The organism is Mycolicibacterium novocastrense (assembly GCF_001499835.1).
Lineage (GTDB): Bacteria > Actinomycetota > Actinomycetes > Mycobacteriales > Mycobacteriaceae > Mycobacterium > Mycobacterium novocastrense.
The window spans coordinates 33476-48373 of sequence record NZ_LQIH01000008.1; the positions used below are offsets into that span (position 1 = coordinate 33476).

The 14898-nt window shown below is 68.2% G+C and carries 15 protein-coding genes; 10 read left to right on the forward strand and 5 right to left on the reverse strand.

The genetic code is table 11. The features are described from left to right. Positions 1-79: 79 nt before the first annotated feature. The gene (locus AU072_RS08035) at positions 80-271 is read right to left on the reverse strand and encodes an excalibur calcium-binding domain-containing protein (RefSeq protein ID WP_064413289.1); all 192 of its coding nucleotides are present in this window, start codon (positions 269-271) and stop codon (positions 80-82) included. Positions 272-579: 308 nt separating this feature from the next. On the opposite strand from AU072_RS08035, the gene rplM reads away from it, so the two are divergent. The 6 genes from rplM (at position 580) to AU072_RS08065 (ending at position 5373) form a co-directional block, all read left to right on the forward strand. Then, positions 580-1023, forward strand: coding sequence for a 50S ribosomal protein L13 (rplM, locus tag AU072_RS08040; protein ID WP_064400572.1), 444 nt, complete (start codon positions 580-582; stop codon positions 1021-1023). Then, on the forward strand, positions 1020-1499 hold the full coding sequence (gene rpsI, locus AU072_RS08045) for a 30S ribosomal protein S9 (RefSeq protein WP_082680780.1): 480 nt from the start codon (positions 1020-1022) through the stop codon (positions 1497-1499). The genes rplM and rpsI overlap by 4 nt, the downstream gene beginning before the upstream one ends. 236 nt (positions 1500-1735) lie before the next feature. Next, positions 1736-2152, forward strand: coding sequence for a hypothetical protein (locus AU072_RS08050; protein WP_064413290.1), 417 nt, complete (start codon positions 1736-1738; stop codon positions 2150-2152). 132 nt (positions 2153-2284) lie between these two features. Next, positions 2285-3622, forward strand: a complete 1338-nt coding sequence (gene glmM, locus AU072_RS08055) for a phosphoglucosamine mutase (RefSeq protein WP_064413291.1) — start codon at positions 2285-2287, stop codon at positions 3620-3622. A 40-nt stretch (positions 3623-3662) separates the two neighbouring features. After that, positions 3663-3959: a DUF7162 family protein gene (locus AU072_RS08060; RefSeq protein ID WP_064413292.1), complete on the forward strand. Its 297-nt coding sequence runs from the start codon at positions 3663-3665 to the stop codon at positions 3957-3959. A 1-nt stretch (position 3960) separates the two neighbouring features. Further along, positions 3961-5373, forward strand: a complete 1413-nt coding sequence (locus tag AU072_RS08065; RefSeq protein ID WP_064413293.1) for a hypothetical protein — start codon at positions 3961-3963, stop codon at positions 5371-5373. A gap of 7 nt (positions 5374-5380) precedes the next feature. Here the strand turns inward: AU072_RS08065 and AU072_RS08070 are convergent, their stop codons facing one another. The 4 genes from AU072_RS08070 to AU072_RS08085 form a co-directional block, all read right to left on the reverse strand. Then, positions 5381-5590, reverse strand: coding sequence for a hypothetical protein (locus AU072_RS08070; protein WP_064413294.1), 210 nt, complete (start codon positions 5588-5590; stop codon positions 5381-5383). A 175-nt stretch (positions 5591-5765) separates the two neighbouring features. Further along, the gene (locus tag AU072_RS08075; protein ID WP_064413295.1) at positions 5766-7052 is read right to left on the reverse strand and encodes a DEAD/DEAH box helicase; all 1287 of its coding nucleotides are present in this window, start codon (positions 7050-7052) and stop codon (positions 5766-5768) included. A 200-nt stretch (positions 7053-7252) separates the two neighbouring features. After that, the gene (locus AU072_RS08080) at positions 7253-8305 is read right to left on the reverse strand and encodes an LLM class F420-dependent oxidoreductase (RefSeq protein WP_064413296.1); all 1053 of its coding nucleotides are present in this window, start codon (positions 8303-8305) and stop codon (positions 7253-7255) included. A 37-nt stretch (positions 8306-8342) separates the two neighbouring features. Next, positions 8343-9188, reverse strand: coding sequence for a dienelactone hydrolase family protein (locus AU072_RS08085; RefSeq protein WP_064413297.1), 846 nt, complete (start codon positions 9186-9188; stop codon positions 8343-8345). A gap of 55 nt (positions 9189-9243) precedes the next feature. Between AU072_RS08085 and glmS the strand changes: the two genes are divergently transcribed. The 4 genes from glmS to AU072_RS08105 are packed head-to-tail and all read left to right on the forward strand — an operon-like array spanning position 9244 to position 14873. After that, entirely contained in the window at positions 9244-11112 is a 1869-nt protein-coding gene (gene glmS, locus AU072_RS08090; RefSeq protein ID WP_064413298.1) for a glutamine--fructose-6-phosphate transaminase (isomerizing), read from the forward strand. Beyond that, complete coding sequence (locus AU072_RS08095; RefSeq protein WP_064413299.1) at positions 11112-12005, forward strand: alpha/beta fold hydrolase; 894 nt, start codon at positions 11112-11114, stop codon at positions 12003-12005. The genes glmS and AU072_RS08095 overlap by 1 nt, the downstream gene beginning before the upstream one ends. Before the next feature lie 36 nt (positions 12006-12041). Next, positions 12042-13463, forward strand: coding sequence for an NAD(P)H-hydrate dehydratase (locus tag AU072_RS08100; RefSeq protein WP_064413300.1), 1422 nt, complete (start codon positions 12042-12044; stop codon positions 13461-13463). Positions 13464-13490: 27 nt separating this feature from the next. Next, positions 13491-14873, forward strand: a complete 1383-nt coding sequence (locus AU072_RS08105) for a glutamate decarboxylase (protein WP_064413301.1) — start codon at positions 13491-13493, stop codon at positions 14871-14873. Positions 14874-14898 lie beyond the last annotated feature (25 nt).

Below are 14898 nucleotides of genomic sequence, written 5' to 3' on the forward strand. Positions count from 1 at the left end.
CTGGAGGGGAGCCAAAGGGGCCGCACGGTAAGCGCCACCGTGGTCGAGGAGAGCGGCCACGGTGGCGCATCACCGTCGACTACTCGCAGGCGATGCCGTCACCGTCGCGGTCCAGGTGCGGTGCGTACCCGTCCTCGCCCTGCATGATCGGCGCCACGCCGGCCTCGCGGGCAGCGGAGCAGTTCTTGTAGTACGTGTCCGCGGACGCGGTGGCGGCCCCGGCGGCGGTTGCCGCGACGACGAATGCGGCAACGATCAAGCCACGAATCATTTTCACTCCATTGGGATCTTGAACTTTCGGATGCGAGACGGCCGGTTTGCTGCCACCCCCGCGACGACGCTAAGCGGACGGAATCGAAAATGAATCAGGGATTTCCCTATGCTTTGGTCTCACCCCTCGGGCTTCGGGCCGATGCACCGTTTTGACCTGCGGCGACGCGCCCAGGTAAGCTGCCTCGTTGGCGTGCGGTAAGCACGGGTCCTCGGGTCAACGTCGGTCGCCGAGATCACCCCACCGGATGCGCCTGACCGGCACCCGGACCACCGGGACAGGAAACCCGATAGAGGAGAGGTAGCGCTGTGCCTACGTACACGCCGAAGGCGGGTGACACCACACGTTCGTGGTACGTCATCGACGCCACCGACGTGGTGCTCGGCCGGCTCGCCGTGGCAGCAGCCAATCTGCTGCGCGGCAAGCACAAGCCGACATACACGCCGAACGTCGACGGTGGCGATTTCGTCATCATCGTCAACGCCGAGAAGATCGCGATCGCCGGTAACAAGGCGGACCGCACGTTTTTCTACCGCCACTCGGGTTACCCCGGTGGTCTGCGCAAGCGCTCCCTCGGCGAGGAGATGGAGAAGCACGCCGACCGGGTCGTCGAGAGGGCGATCCTCGGCATGATTCCCCACACCAAACTGGGCCGTCAGGTGAAGAAGAAGCTGCGCGTCTATGTCGGGCCGGATCATCCGCACACCGCCCAGCAGCCGATTCCGTACGAGATCAAGCAGGTGGCGCAATGACAGAGGCGACTGGCACCGAGACCGTTGACAACACTGATGCCGTGACCGAGGCCGCCGTCGAGGCGACGCCCCGTGAGCCGGTCTTCATCGACCGCCCCATCCAGACCGTCGGCCGGCGCAAAGAGGCCGTCGTGCGGGTTCGCCTGGTTCCTGGAACGGGCCAGTTCAACCTCGACGGCCGTAGCCTCGAGGACTACTTCCCGAACAAGGTCCACCAGCAGCTCATCAAGGCTCCGCTGGTCACCGTCGATCGGGTGGAGAGCTTCGACATCTACGCGCACCTCGACGGTGGCGGCCCGTCCGGCCAGGCGGGTGCGCTGCGTCTGGCCATCGCCAGGGCCCTGATCCTGGTGGAGCCCGAAGACCGGCCCGCACTGAAGAAGGCCGGCTTCCTGACCCGCGACCCGCGGGCCATCGAGCGCAAGAAGTACGGGCTGAAGAAGGCCCGCAAGGCGCCTCAGTACAGCAAGCGCTGATCGATCCGCGAAAACCGCCGATGTGCACCGCACACCGGCGGTTTTTGCATTCAACGTGGCGCTGCGGTCTTTCTCACAATCGCGCGTTCCCGGTTTCGTCGAGTGGCCCGCCGTGAATGCACCGGGGTTGGAGGCGGCGGCGCTGCACGCGCGGCAGACCGCAACTGCCACCGGTACGAGCCAGTCACCTCGTTGGGGGATCGGATCGTCGTCTCCTGACTGAGAAGGAGCAATTGATGAAGAACGCGAAGACACTGACCGCGGGCGCCGTGCTGGGCGGCTCGCTGCTCTTCACCGCCGGTCTGGGCATGGCCATGGCACAGCCGGACACGGCTGCGGACAACCGCGTCAACGTCTCGATCGGTAACGCCGGTGTCCTACAGGACGTCGACGTGACCGCCTCGGCGCAGATCGCCGCCGACGTGTGCCACACCGACGTGAGCTCGGTGACCGCGTTGGCGCAGGCCGCCGACACCGAGGGCACCGAGAAGACGGTCTGCACCAACAACCTCGGCACCGTCGCGATCCAGCAGAACGGCCCCGGCCACTCGGAGAACGCACCGGGCCAGGCCGAGCAGCGTGAGGCGACGCCGACGTCCGAGGCACCCACGACCTCGCCGACGGCCCCGACCGCCGAGAACGGCGCCAGCTAACAGAACAACCTCACCGCCCGCATCCGTCCGGATGCGGGCGGTGAGTCGCGTCCGGGTACCGATTCGGCGACGGCACGGCCCCCGACACACGCGGTTGGCTCTCCGGCCGCCATCTATGAGAAATTTGTCGGCATGGCTCGACTGTTCGGCACCGACGGAGTGCGCGGCGTCGCCAACCAGGATCTGACCGCCGAACTGGCTCTAGCCCTTGGGTCGGCGGCGGCGCGCCGGTTGGCCTCCGCCGGTGGCCACGCCAGGCGGGTGGCCGTCGTCGGCCGCGACCCCCGGGCCAGCGGCGAAATGCTCGAGGCAGCGGTCATCGCCGGGCTGACCAGCGAAGGCGTCGACGCGTTGCGCGTGGGGATACTGCCGACCCCGGCCGTCGCCTACTTGACCAGCGCGTATGACGCGGACTTCGGCGTCATGATCAGCGCCTCGCACAACCCGATGCCCGACAACGGCATCAAGATCTTCGGTCCCGGCGGCCACAAACTCGACGACGCCACCGAGAACCGGATCGAAGAACTCGTCCATCAGGGTCCCGGAAGCCGGCCCACCGGCGCCCGGATCGGCCGGGTGGTGGACGCCGCGGACGCCCTTGACCGGTATCTGCGACACGTCGGCAAGGCCGTCACGACCAGGCTGGACCAACTCACCGTCGTCGTCGACTGCGCCAACGGCGCGGCCTGGGCTGCCGCGCCGCAGGCCTACCGGGCCGCGGGCGCCAACGTCATCACGATCAATGCTCAGCCCGACGGGTTGAACATCAACGAGCGCTGCGGCTCGACGCACATGGAGACGCTGCGGTCCGCGGTGGTGTCGTACGGAGCCGACCTGGGCCTCGCGCACGACGGCGACGCTGACCGTTGCCTCGCTGTCGACGCCCATGGGCGCGTGATCGACGGAGACGCGATCATGGTCATTCTCGCCCTGGCGATGCAGGAGAGTGGCGAACTGGCGTCGAACACCTTGGTGACGACCGTGATGAGCAACCTCGGCCTGCACCTGGCCATGCGGGCGGCCGGGATCGACGTCTGCACGACGAGCGTGGGGGATCGTTACGTCCTCGAAGAGCTGCGCGCCGGCGGGTACTCGCTCGGTGGTGAGCAGTCAGGCCACATCGTGATGCCGACGTGGGGCACGACGGGCGACGGCATCGTCACCGGGTTGCGGTTGATGTCGCGCATGGCGCACACGCGCACCCCGCTCGCCGCGCTCGCCGCGCCGATGCAAACGCTGCCTCAGGTTCTGATCAACGTCGAGGTGGCGGACAAGGCGACCGTCGCCGACGCGCCATCGGTCCGCACCGCGGTCGCCGAGGTGGAGGCCGAACTCGGCGACACCGGTCGAATCCTGCTGCGCCCGTCGGGAACCGAACAGGTCGTGCGGGTGATGGTGGAGGCGGCCGACGAAGACACCGCGCGGCAGTTGGCCGTTCGGGTGGCCGAGCAGGTCAGCGCGCAACGCTGAGGGTGGAACCGGTCGGGGTCGCCGCGCGTCCAACTCCTATATGGACGCATCACGTGTCGATGTCGCCGCCTTGTTGAGTGTCGCGCGGCAATACCAGGGTGTGGCCGACGCCGTCGACGCCGCCGTACGAACGCATCTCAACGGTTTGGCGTTCGACGGGGCGTGCGCGGGGCGGTCCTATGCCGCAGGAGGTGACGCGGTGCGGTCGACGGTCGACGACGTGGTGAATCAATTGCGACGATGGTCACGTGCCTCGGCCGAGATCGCCGTCACGCTTCGCGCGTCCGTCGACCGGTACGCCGAGGCCGACGCGCGCGCTGCCGACCGGTTGGCTTGAGATGAGCGAAACCTTGGATGCGGCAGCGCGGTTGGCCGACGGGGTGCCCGGCGTCGGGGATGTCGCTCAGTACGTCCTGGCGTGCCAGAGCTTGGGCTACCGGCATCCGGGTCTGACTGCACACCCCGGCCAGATACACGACTGGTACGCCGCCGAGAACGGTTTGGACCTGGCCGCTCTCCAAGCCGACTGTGCTGCACTGCAAGCGGCCGCGACGGCTGCCGAGGATGCACTCGCGCGCCAGGAAGCTCAGCTGGCCGCGCTGACAGATGCGTGGCAGGGCCTGGGCGCGAACGCATCTCGTGAGTTTCTGCGCCGCCACGACGAGGCGGCGACCATCGCTGCGGGGGCGGTCCGGACGGCCGCATCCGCGCTGGCCGATCTGCGCGAGCGGCTGTGGCGGGCGGTGGACGAGAAAGTGGCGAAGGTGCTGGCCATCGGCGACGGTGTGCAGGCCAGACGCGCGGACTGGTTGGCGGCCGCCAACACCGTCACCACGGGCGCCGGCGACCGGGCGGTCGCCAGTGAGTTGGTGGACCACGAAGTGAAGCCGTTCGTGGACACGGTGATCGGCGGTGAGTGGCTTTCGGCGATGAGGGAGGCCGCCGACGCGATCAACGCGGCCTATGTGGCGGCGACAACCGAGCTCGCGTCCGAGTCCGAAGCCGCGTTCGACATTCCCGGCGAGCTGGGACCGGCATGGACGCCCACGTCGGGGGCGGGTGCCCCCGCATCTCCGGCGGCGGGTCCCCCCGTAATCCCGACCTCAGGCGTCGCGGTGAACCCGGCTGTACCGGCTTCCGTCATACCGGCCGGATGGGGCGGATCAGCGGCCCCGCCTCCGCTCGCACCGCCTGCCGTACCAGTTGCGGCGCCGCCGCCACCCGCGCCGTCGCTCCCGACCGAACCTCCGGTCCCACAGCCGGCGGCCGCTGCGTCGTTGCCTTCGCTCGGCGGAGGAATGCCCGACTTCGGAGGCGGCCTTACGAGTTTCGGTCAGCAACTGGGTGACATGCTCGGCGGATTGCTGGGCGACGGTGCGCTCGACGCCGCCATCGACGATGGTGAGTCGAATGTCCTGCCCGAGCCCGATCTCGACGAACGCGCCGACAGTGAAACGGCAGAGGCTGAGGAGGCTTCAGAGGCAACTGATGCCGGCGAGGACATCACCGATGAGGCGGCCGGGCCCGACGAGGTCACCGATCCCGCGATCGCCGAGCCGATGTGTCAACCCGAACCACAGCCGGCGGCGACGGTGCCTCCAGAACCACCGGGGGTGCCTGCTGAGCCGCTGGCGGTGTCGCCCGAGCCGCCGGCGGTGACGCCTGAGCCGCTGGCGGTGTCGCCGGAGCCGCCGGACGCCGGTACGCCGTGCGAGATCGCCGCCGATGAGCTACCGCAGGTCGGCGAATGAGCGAGGGCTACGAACCGAAGCCCGGATCGGGGCCGTTGACCAGCAGCCGGACGCACTCGGCGGCAATCAACCGGCTCCGGTGGTTGGTACCGCAGTGGTCGCACCAGAAATGGACGGCCCCGCTGTCGATCTCGTGACGCACGTCGCCCCGGGGCGACACGGAGGTTCGCACACTGCGCTCGGACGTGATGCGCGGTGGGTAGGTGATCGTTCCCATTGCCGCACCCCCTTCAGGAGTGAAACCCGGATACCCAAGGCTGCCCGATTATCACCACATCTGTGGTCACGTTTGAGTAACCAAATTGATGACAAATCGGCGTTGCCGCAATGGAAATGCGGGCCAGCTACTACTGAAAGTTTGCTGCGCCGAGCAACTTCCAGTGCGGCCCGCGCTAAGCCCTCGCCGGCCGCCGCGACCGTGTGGGGCGCCGCCGCCGTTGCTGGCGACCCCTGGCCGACGACGGCTGGTGTGGCCGCACGGGTTCGGGCCTGCTGGCGACGATCGGATCACCGAACGTTCGCTCGCCCGGGGCGATCTGCACCAGAACCGGATGCGACGGGCCGCTGAATCGGGTGATCGTCGGCTTCACGCCGGCCTTACGGGTCAGCTGTCGCACGTCGGACACCTGCTCGTCGAGCATCAGCGTCACCACCGTGCCGTCGGCCCCGGCGCGCGCCGTGCGTCCGGACCGATGCAGGTAGGCCTTGTGCTCGACGGGCGGGTCAGCATGCACGACGAGGCTCACGTCGTCGACGTGGATGCCTCGCGCGGCGATGTCGGTCGCGACCAGTACGGTCGCCGAGCCATCGGAGAACGCGGCGAGGTTGCGGGTGCGCGCGTTCTGGGACAGGTTGCCGTGCAGCTCCACTGCTGACACACCGCGCGAGTTCAGCTGTCGGGCAAGGTTCTTGGCACCGTGCTTGGTGCGCGCGAACACGATGGTCCGGCCCGGTGACGCGGCCAGGTCGGCCAGTACGCCGAGGCGGGACCCCTTGTCGACATGCAGCACGTGGTGTTCCATCGCCGTCACCGGTGACTGCTCCGAATCGACGCTGTGCACAACGGGATCGGTCAGGTATCGCTTCACGAGAACGTCGACGCCCCCGTCGAGGGTGGCCGAGAACAGCATGCGCTGCCCGTTGCGAGGGGTCTTGTCCAGCAGGCGCTTCACCGGGGGAAGGAAGCCGAGGTCGGCCATGTGGTCGGCCTCGTCCAGCACGGTGATCTCGACACCCGACAGGTCGGCATGGCGTGATTTGACGTGATCTTCGAGCCTGCCCGGGCAGGCGATGACGATGTCGACGCCTTGACGCAGCGCCTGGATCTGGGGGTTGGGTCCGACGCCGCCGATGATCGTCACCGTGCGCAGGTCGGTGGCCGCGGCCAGCGGTGCGAGCGACGCGCTGATCTGGGCGGCCAGTTCGCGCGTCGGCGCGAGGATGAGTGCGCGCGGGCGGCCGGGGACGCGTTTGGCCGGGTTCGCAGTGAGTCTCGTCACCACGGGCAGCAGGAAGGCGTATGTCTTCCCGGATCCGGTGCGACCGCGGCCGAGGACATCGCGACCGGCCAGCGAGTCGGGCAGCGTCGCCGCCTGGATCGGGAAGGGTGACTCGACGCCGTCGGCGGCAAGAGTGGCGACGACGGCCTTCGGCAGGCCGAGGTCGGCGAAAGTGGGCACGGTTGTGCCACAGGGGATTTGCACAGACAAGTAAAACTCCGAAAGTTCAGGGTGGTCGTCCTGCCCGGCGCGGATGATCCGCGGCGCTCGGTGTGACGATCGAACTGGGTCGATTATCGCCTTCGGCGATGCGGCAAAAGGCAGAACAGAAGATGCCGCTGTGCCCACTGTACAGGGGCAGCGCCGTTCGGCGTAATCGGCTAAGGCAGCAAGCCGTGCAGTTCCTCGACGAAATCGAGGATTTCACGCCGGTCGACGGAAAGTGGCTGCAGCAGAAGCGTCGTCGCACCGGCTTCGGCGAACGCGGCCAGTCGCTCCTTGACGAACCCGCGCGGCCCGACCAGCGACACGCTGCGGACCAGGTCATCCGGTACCGCCGCGATCGCCTCAGCCTTCTTGCCGGCGAGGTAGAGGTCCTGGATGGTGTCGGCGATCTCGCCGTACCCGTAGCGGGTGGCCAGGTCGTGGTAGAAGTTGCGGCCGCGCGCACCCATGCCGCCGATGTACAACGCCAATTGCGGCTTCACCCACGACAACCGGTCGTCGACGTCCTCGCCGATGGCCAGGGGAGCGCTGACCATGACATCGAGTGGCCCCAACGAGGGGTCGCGTTTGGCGAATCCGGCACGCAGCGCCTCACCCCACACGGTGTCGGCCTGCTCGGGGAGGAAGAACACCGGCTGCCAACCCTCGGCGATCTCTGCGGTGAGTTCGACGTTTTTGGGCCCCAACGCGGCGATTGTGATCGGAATACGGTCGCGCACAGGGTGATTGATCAACTGCAACGGCTTACCCAGGCCCGTGCCCCGGGCCCCGGGTCCCTCGCTGGGCAGCGGAATCTGATAGTGCTTGCCGTCGAACTGCACGCGCTCGCGGCGCCACACCTGCCTGCAGATCTCGACCACTTCCCGGGTGCGTCCCAGCGGCGCGTCGAACGGCACGCCATGAAAACCCTCCATCACCTGAGGGCCGGACGTGCCGATGCCGAGCCGGAACCGGCCGCCGGAGACGTAGTCGAGGCCCGCGGCCGTCATCCCCAACAACGTCGGCGTACGGATGTAGATCGGCACGACGCCGGTCCCGAGTTCCATGCGCGTCGTCTTGGCCGCCAGGAAACCGAGCTGGCTGATCGCGTCGTACGAGTACGCCTCGGCCACCAGGGCGAGGTCGACGCCGACCTTCTCGAGCTCGACGACCTGATCGACGGCCTGCAGAAAGCCGTCGGTGTAGTTGAGGAAGATCCCGGTGCGCATCATCGAGTTATACACCCAACCGGTTGGTTGATCACGCTCAGGGCTTCAGCAGTGCGACAACCTTGTTCTCCAGAGCCACCGGGTCTTCGGCGAACGGGTCGACGTTCGGGGCCTTGGGCAGGGCGATGTCGGGATCGGCGAAGTCGCGGTAGGTCTTGTCACCGGTCAGGGTGTGCAGCAGGTAGCCGGTGATCAGCGCCCGCACCACCTTCTGGGTGCTGCGGTCGGCTCCCGGCAGTCTGACGGCGCGGGCCAGCCGACGGCCCTCGATCAGCCCGCCCGGCTTGGCCCCGTTGACCGTGCGCAGCGTCGCTTTGTCCCACGCCCTGGCCAACTCGACCGCGTTGGACCGCAGCGTCATCGGATCGCCCGGACCGCTGAGAACCAGGCCGGGTACCTGCAGCGTTGCCGCGGGCTCCTCGGCGGGCGGCGCAGTCACTGTGGGGAAGATCGCAACGACGGATTTCGGCTTGACCGGCATTCCCGCCGCGGTGAACACCGCAGCGGACCCGCCGAACCCGTGGCCGATGACGCCGAGCTTGTTGGGATGCACGCTGATCTCTCCCGGTCCCAGCCGGACACCGGTGATGATGTCGAGCGTCGTGCCCAGGTCATAGGCGAAGTTGAGCGCCGACGGGGCCAATCCCGTCTCGGTCGCCGGCGCCGCGGCGACGATGCCCCACGACGCCAGATGCTCCAGCGTGCCGGAATAGCGGTCGGCCGCCGCAAGCCAATCGTGGCCGAACGCCACGCCGGGCAGGCTGAAGCCGGAATCAGGGGTGAACACGACACCGGGAAGCCCGGCGAAGGCCAGGTCACCTCGCAAAACGCGGTGCGGGCCGCGGCGGGTCAGGGCCTTGAAGAGCTTCTTCGTGCTGGCCACCAGACGACCGTAGCCGACGAGGTTCTGAGCCGCTCTTGCACTACCCTGAATGCCTATGTGCGGAATCGTCGGCTACGTCGGGCAGCGTCCTGCCTGCGACATTGTCGTCGACGCGCTGCGCCGGATGGAGTACCGAGGCTACGACTCGTCGGGCGTCGCTCTGCTCGACGGACACGGTGGGCTCACGGTCCGGCGTCGGGCCGGGCGGCTGGCCAACCTGGAAGCCGCGCTGGCCGACACCGAGGCGTCCAGCCTCGCGGGCAATACCGGCCTCGGCCACACCCGATGGGCCACCCACGGCAGGCCCACCGACCGCAACGCCCATCCGCACCGCGACGCCGCTGGCAAGATCGCCGTCGTCCACAACGGGATCATCGAGAACTACGCCGCGTTGCGGGCCGAACTCGAGAAGACCGGCGTGGAGTTCGCCAGCGACACCGACACCGAGGTCGCGGTGCACCTGGTCTCCTGGCAGTTCCACCACGGTCCCACCGCCGGAGATTTCCCCGCGTCCGTGCTCGCGGTGCTGCGGCGCCTCGAAGGGCACTTCACGCTGGTGTTCGCCAACGCCGACGACCCGGGCACGATCGTGGCGGCGCGCCGCTCCACGCCCCTGGTGGTCGGCGTCGGTGACGGCGAGATGTTCGTCGGCTCGGATGTGGCCGCGTTCATCGAGCACACCCGCGACGCGGTGGAGCTCGGCCAGGATCAGGCGGTGGTCGTGACCGCCGACGGATACCGGATCACCGACTTCAATGGCGTGGACGACGGCGCGAGTGCCCGGTCGTTCCATATCGACTGGGACATGTCGGCTGCCGAAAAGGGCGGCTACGAGTACTTCATGCTCAAAGAGATCGCCGAGCAGCCCGCCGCGGTTTCCGACACGCTGCTGGGCCACTTCGTCGACAACCGCATCGTGCTCGACGAACAGCGGCTGTCCGATCAGGAGCTGCGTGAGGTCGACAAGGTCTTCGTCGTGGCATGCGGCACCGCCTACCACTCCGGGTTGCTGGCCAAGTATGCGATCGAGCACTGGACGAGGCTGCCCGTCGAGGCGGAGCTGGCCAGCGAATTCCGTTACCGCGACCCGGTTCTGGACAGCCACACCCTGGTGGTGGCGATCTCGCAGTCCGGCGAGACCGCCGACACCCTCGAGGCGGTGCGCCACGCCAAGGAGCAGAAGGCCAAGGTGCTGGCGATCTGCAACACCAACGGCAGCCAGATCCCGCGCGAATGCGATGCGGTGCTCTACACCCGCGCCGGACCCGAGATCGGGGTGGCGTCGACGAAGACCTTCCTCGCCCAGATCGCGGCCAATTACCTTGTCGGCCTTGCGCTCGCGCAGGCCCGCGGCACGAAGTACCCCGACGAGGTGGAGCGCGAATACCGTGAGCTGGAGGCCATGCCCGAGCTCGTCGCCCGGGTGCTCGAAATCGTCGAACCGGTCAGGGCGCTGGCGCACCGCTTCGCCCAATCGCAGACGGTGCTCTTCCTCGGCAGGCACGTCGGCTACCCCGTCGCGCTCGAAGGAGCGCTCAAGCTCAAGGAGCTCGCGTACATGCACGCCGAGGGCTTCGCGGCGGGTGAACTCAAACACGGTCCGATCGCCCTGATCGAGGACGACCTCCCCGTCATCGTCGTGATGCCGTCACCGAAGAACGCGCCGATGCTGCACGCCAAGCTGCTCTCGAACATCCGCGAGATCCAGGCGCGCGGCGCGGTCACCATCGTGATCGCCGAGGAGGGTGACGAGACGGTCCGCCCCTACGCCGACCACCTGATCGAGATCCCGGCCGTGTCAACGCTTTTCCAGCCGCTGCTGTCGACGATCCCGCTACAGGTGTTCGCCGCGGGCGTGGCGCAGGCTCGCGGCTATGACGTCGACAAGCCCCGCAACCTGGCCAAGTCCGTCACCGTCGAGTAGTGCCGGGCCGGGTCGGGGACTTCAAGGGGGGTCGGGCTCGCAGCCACTTCCTCGAGGTCTACCGAACCGCGATGGCACAGCTCCCCGAAGTCGCCGAAACACACGATGTTGCAACATCATTCGGCTCGGTGCGCATGTACCGGTTCGCCGGGCCGCCCGATCTGACGCCCGTCGTACTGCTTCCCGGTCGCAACGCTTCGGTCCCCATGTGGCGCGGCAACATCCCGCTCCTGCAACGGCACCGAACGGTGATCGGAATCGACCTGCTCGGCGAGGCGGGGCTGTCGGTGCAGGACAAGCCGATCACCGGCCCCGACGACGAGGCGCAATGGCTCGACGAGGCCCTCGCGGGCGCCGGGCTGGACCGGGTGCATCTGATGGGGGTGTCGATCGGCGGGTGGACGGCGGTCAACTACGCCGCTCGCCGCCCTGGTCGCGCCGCCTCGCTGGTGCTGCTCGACCCGGTGTTCACCTTCGCTCCGGTCGCGCTCAAGGCGGTCCTGGCCTCGCCCGCGTTGATCGTCCCCGGCGTGCCCGAGAAACTGCGCAAGCGTGTGCTCCGCTGGATCTCCGGTGGCGCCGACATCGACCGGGCGGCAACCGAAGCGGCGCTGATCTCCTCGGGTGCAACCGATTACACCGTTCGCAAGGCGATTCCGAAGATGATCACCGACGAACAGCTGCGCTCACTGGACATACCGGTGTTGGCCCTGATCGGGGGGCGCAGCGTGATGCACGACGCCGCCACGGCGGCGGAGCGGGCGCGCCGTCTGCTTCGGCGGGGTCGGGTCGAAGTGTGGCCCGGCGCCTCGCATGCGATCAACGGTGAGTACGCAGTCGAGATAGCCGAACGGGCAGTCGATTTCTGGGCGGAGGCAGACGGTCGAAACTGAGCCTCTCGGCACCGTTTACCACTAACGTGGGCAGCGATGCGGCACTACTACACCGCGGACCAGATTCGCGAGGCTGAAGCGCCGCTATTGGCGTCCCTGCCCGACGGTGCCCTGATGCGCCGCGCCGCCAACGGTCTTGCCGTCGTGATCGCGCGGGAACTGGTGCTGCGCACCGGCGGAATCTCCGGGCGGCGCATCTGCGCCGTGGTCGGGTCCGGTGACAACGGCGGCGACGCGCTGTGGGCAGCGACGTTCCTGCGCCGGCGCGGTGCGGGGGCCGCCGCCATCCTGCTCAACCCGGAGCGCACCCACCGCAAGGCGCTCGCGGCGTTCACCGCTGCCGGTGGACGGGTCGTCGGATCGGTTCCGGCCGGCACCGATCTCGTGATCGACGGCGTGGTCGGGATCTCCGGGTCCGGGCCGCTGCGGCCGGATGCCGCCGAAGTGTTCGCCGCCGTCGATGAGGCGGGCGTTCCGGTGGTGGCCGTCGACATCCCCAGCGGCGTCGACGTGCAGACCGGGGTCACCGACGGGCCCCACGTGCGAGCGGCCTTGACCGTGACGTTCGGCGGTCTCAAACCGGTTCACGCACTGGGGGATTGCGGTCACGTCGAACTGATCGACATCGGGCTGGACCTGCCGGTGTCCGACATGGTGTCGTTCGACGCCACCGACGTGGCCGCTCGCTGGCCGGTGCCCGGACCAACCGACGACAAGTACACGCAGGGGGTGACCGGCATCCTCGCCGGCTCGGCAACCTACCCCGGTGCCGCGGTGCTGTGCACCGGTGCGGCGGTCGCGGCGACCTCGGGCATGGTCCGGTACGCCGGAACCGCCGGACAGCAGGTGCTCTCGCAGTGGCCTGAGGTGATCGCCGCGCCCAGTGCCGGCGCATCGGGACGGGTGCAGGCCTGGGCCGTGGGTCCCGGGCTGGGGACCGATGACACGGGCGCTTCGGCACTGTGGTTTGCGTTGGAAAGCGGACTGCCGGTGGTCGTCGACGCCGACGGGTTGACGATCCTGGCCGCCCACCCCGATCTGGTCGACGGCCGGAAGGCGCCGACGGTGTTGACGCCGCACGCCGGCGAGTTCGCGCGCCTGGCCGGTTCCGCGCCCGGCGACGATCGCGTCGGTGCCACCCGCAGGCTGGCCGACCGGCTGGGCGTCACCGTGCTGCTGAAGGGCAACGTGACGGTCATCGCCGAACCGGGCGGCCCGGTGTACCTCAATCCGGCAGGCCAATCCTGGGCCGCCACAGCGGGTTCCGGTGACGTGCTCACCGGCGTCATCGGCGCGTTGCTTGCCGCGGGCCTGCCCGCCGGCGAGGCCGCCGCGGCGGCGGCGTTCGTCCACGCCCGCGCCGCGAACCTGGCCGCCTCCGATCCAGGGCCGCATCCCGCCCCGACTTCGGCGTCCCGCATCCTCGCGCACGTCCGAACCGCCATAGCCAGCTTGTAAGCCAAGTCAGCAACGAGAGGAAATCTCATGTCGCCCACGCGTCCTCACGCACCCCAGGTCGCCCCCGCCTACACCGGACGACTGGCGATGGCGCCGGTGCCGTCGCTGCGGTTGCCCGACGATGCGATGGACCCCGACGCCGCGTACCGGTTCATCCACGACGAACTGATGCTCGACGGCAGTTCCCGGCTGAACCTGGCCACGTTCGTCACGACATGGATGGACCCGCAGGCCGAACGGCTGATGGCCGAGACATTCGACAAGAACATGATCGACAAGGACGAGTATCCGGCGACCGCCGCGATCGAGCAGCGCTGCGTGTGCATGGTGGCCGATCTGTTCCACGCCGAAGACCTGCGCGACGACGACCCGTCGAGCGCGATCGGTGTCTCGACGATCGGTTCCAGCGAAGCCGTGATGCTGGCCGGGCTCGCCATGAAGTGGCGGTGGCGCGAACGCGTCGGCGACAAATGGAAGGGCCGCACACCGAACCTGGTGATGGGCGCCAACGTTCAGGTGGTCTGGGAGAAGTTCTGCCGCTACTTCGACGTCGAGGCGCGGTACCTGCCGATGGCGGAGGACCGCTACGTCATCACGCCCGAACAGGTGCTCGACAACATCGACGAGGACACCATCGGAGTGGTGGCGATCCTGGGCACCACCTACACCGGGGAACTGGAACCCATCGGTGAGATCTGTGCCGCGCTCGACAAACTCGCGGACGGTGGTGGCCTCGACATCCCGGTCCACGTCGATGCGGCCAGTGGTGGCTTCGTGGTGCCGTTCCTGCATCCGGACCTGGAATGGGACTTCCGGCTCCCGCGCGTGGTGTCCATCAACGTCAGCGGGCACAAGTACGGCCTGACCTACCCCGGAATCGGCTTCGTGGTCTGGCGCAGCGCGGAGTACCTGCCCGAGGGCCTGGTCTTTCACGTCAACTATCTCGGCGGCGACATGCCGACCTTCACATTGAACTTCTCCCGACCCGGCAACCAGGTCGTCGGGCAGTACTACAACTTCCTCCGGCTCGGGCGCGGGGGCTATCTACAAGTGATGCAGTCTCTTTCGCAGACCGCGCGGTGGCTGGGTGACCAATTGCGCGAAAGCAGACACTTCGAGGTCGTCGCCGACGGATCGGCGATCCCGGTGGTGAGTTTCAAGCTCGCCGGCGATTTCGGTTATACGGAGTTCGACATCTCGCAGGCTCTGCGCGCGTTCGGCTGGCAGGTGCCCGCCTACACGATGCCGGAGGGCGCCACCGACGTCACGATGTTGCGCATCGTGGTGCGGGAGGGATTCTCCGCGGACCTGGCCCGAGCGCTGCACGACGACATGGTCACCGTGCTCTCCCACCTCGACGAGCTCAAACCCCGCGGCCACTTCAACCAGTTGCAGCCCTTCGCGCACTAGCGTCGGGCCGCTGCTCGCCCGTCTG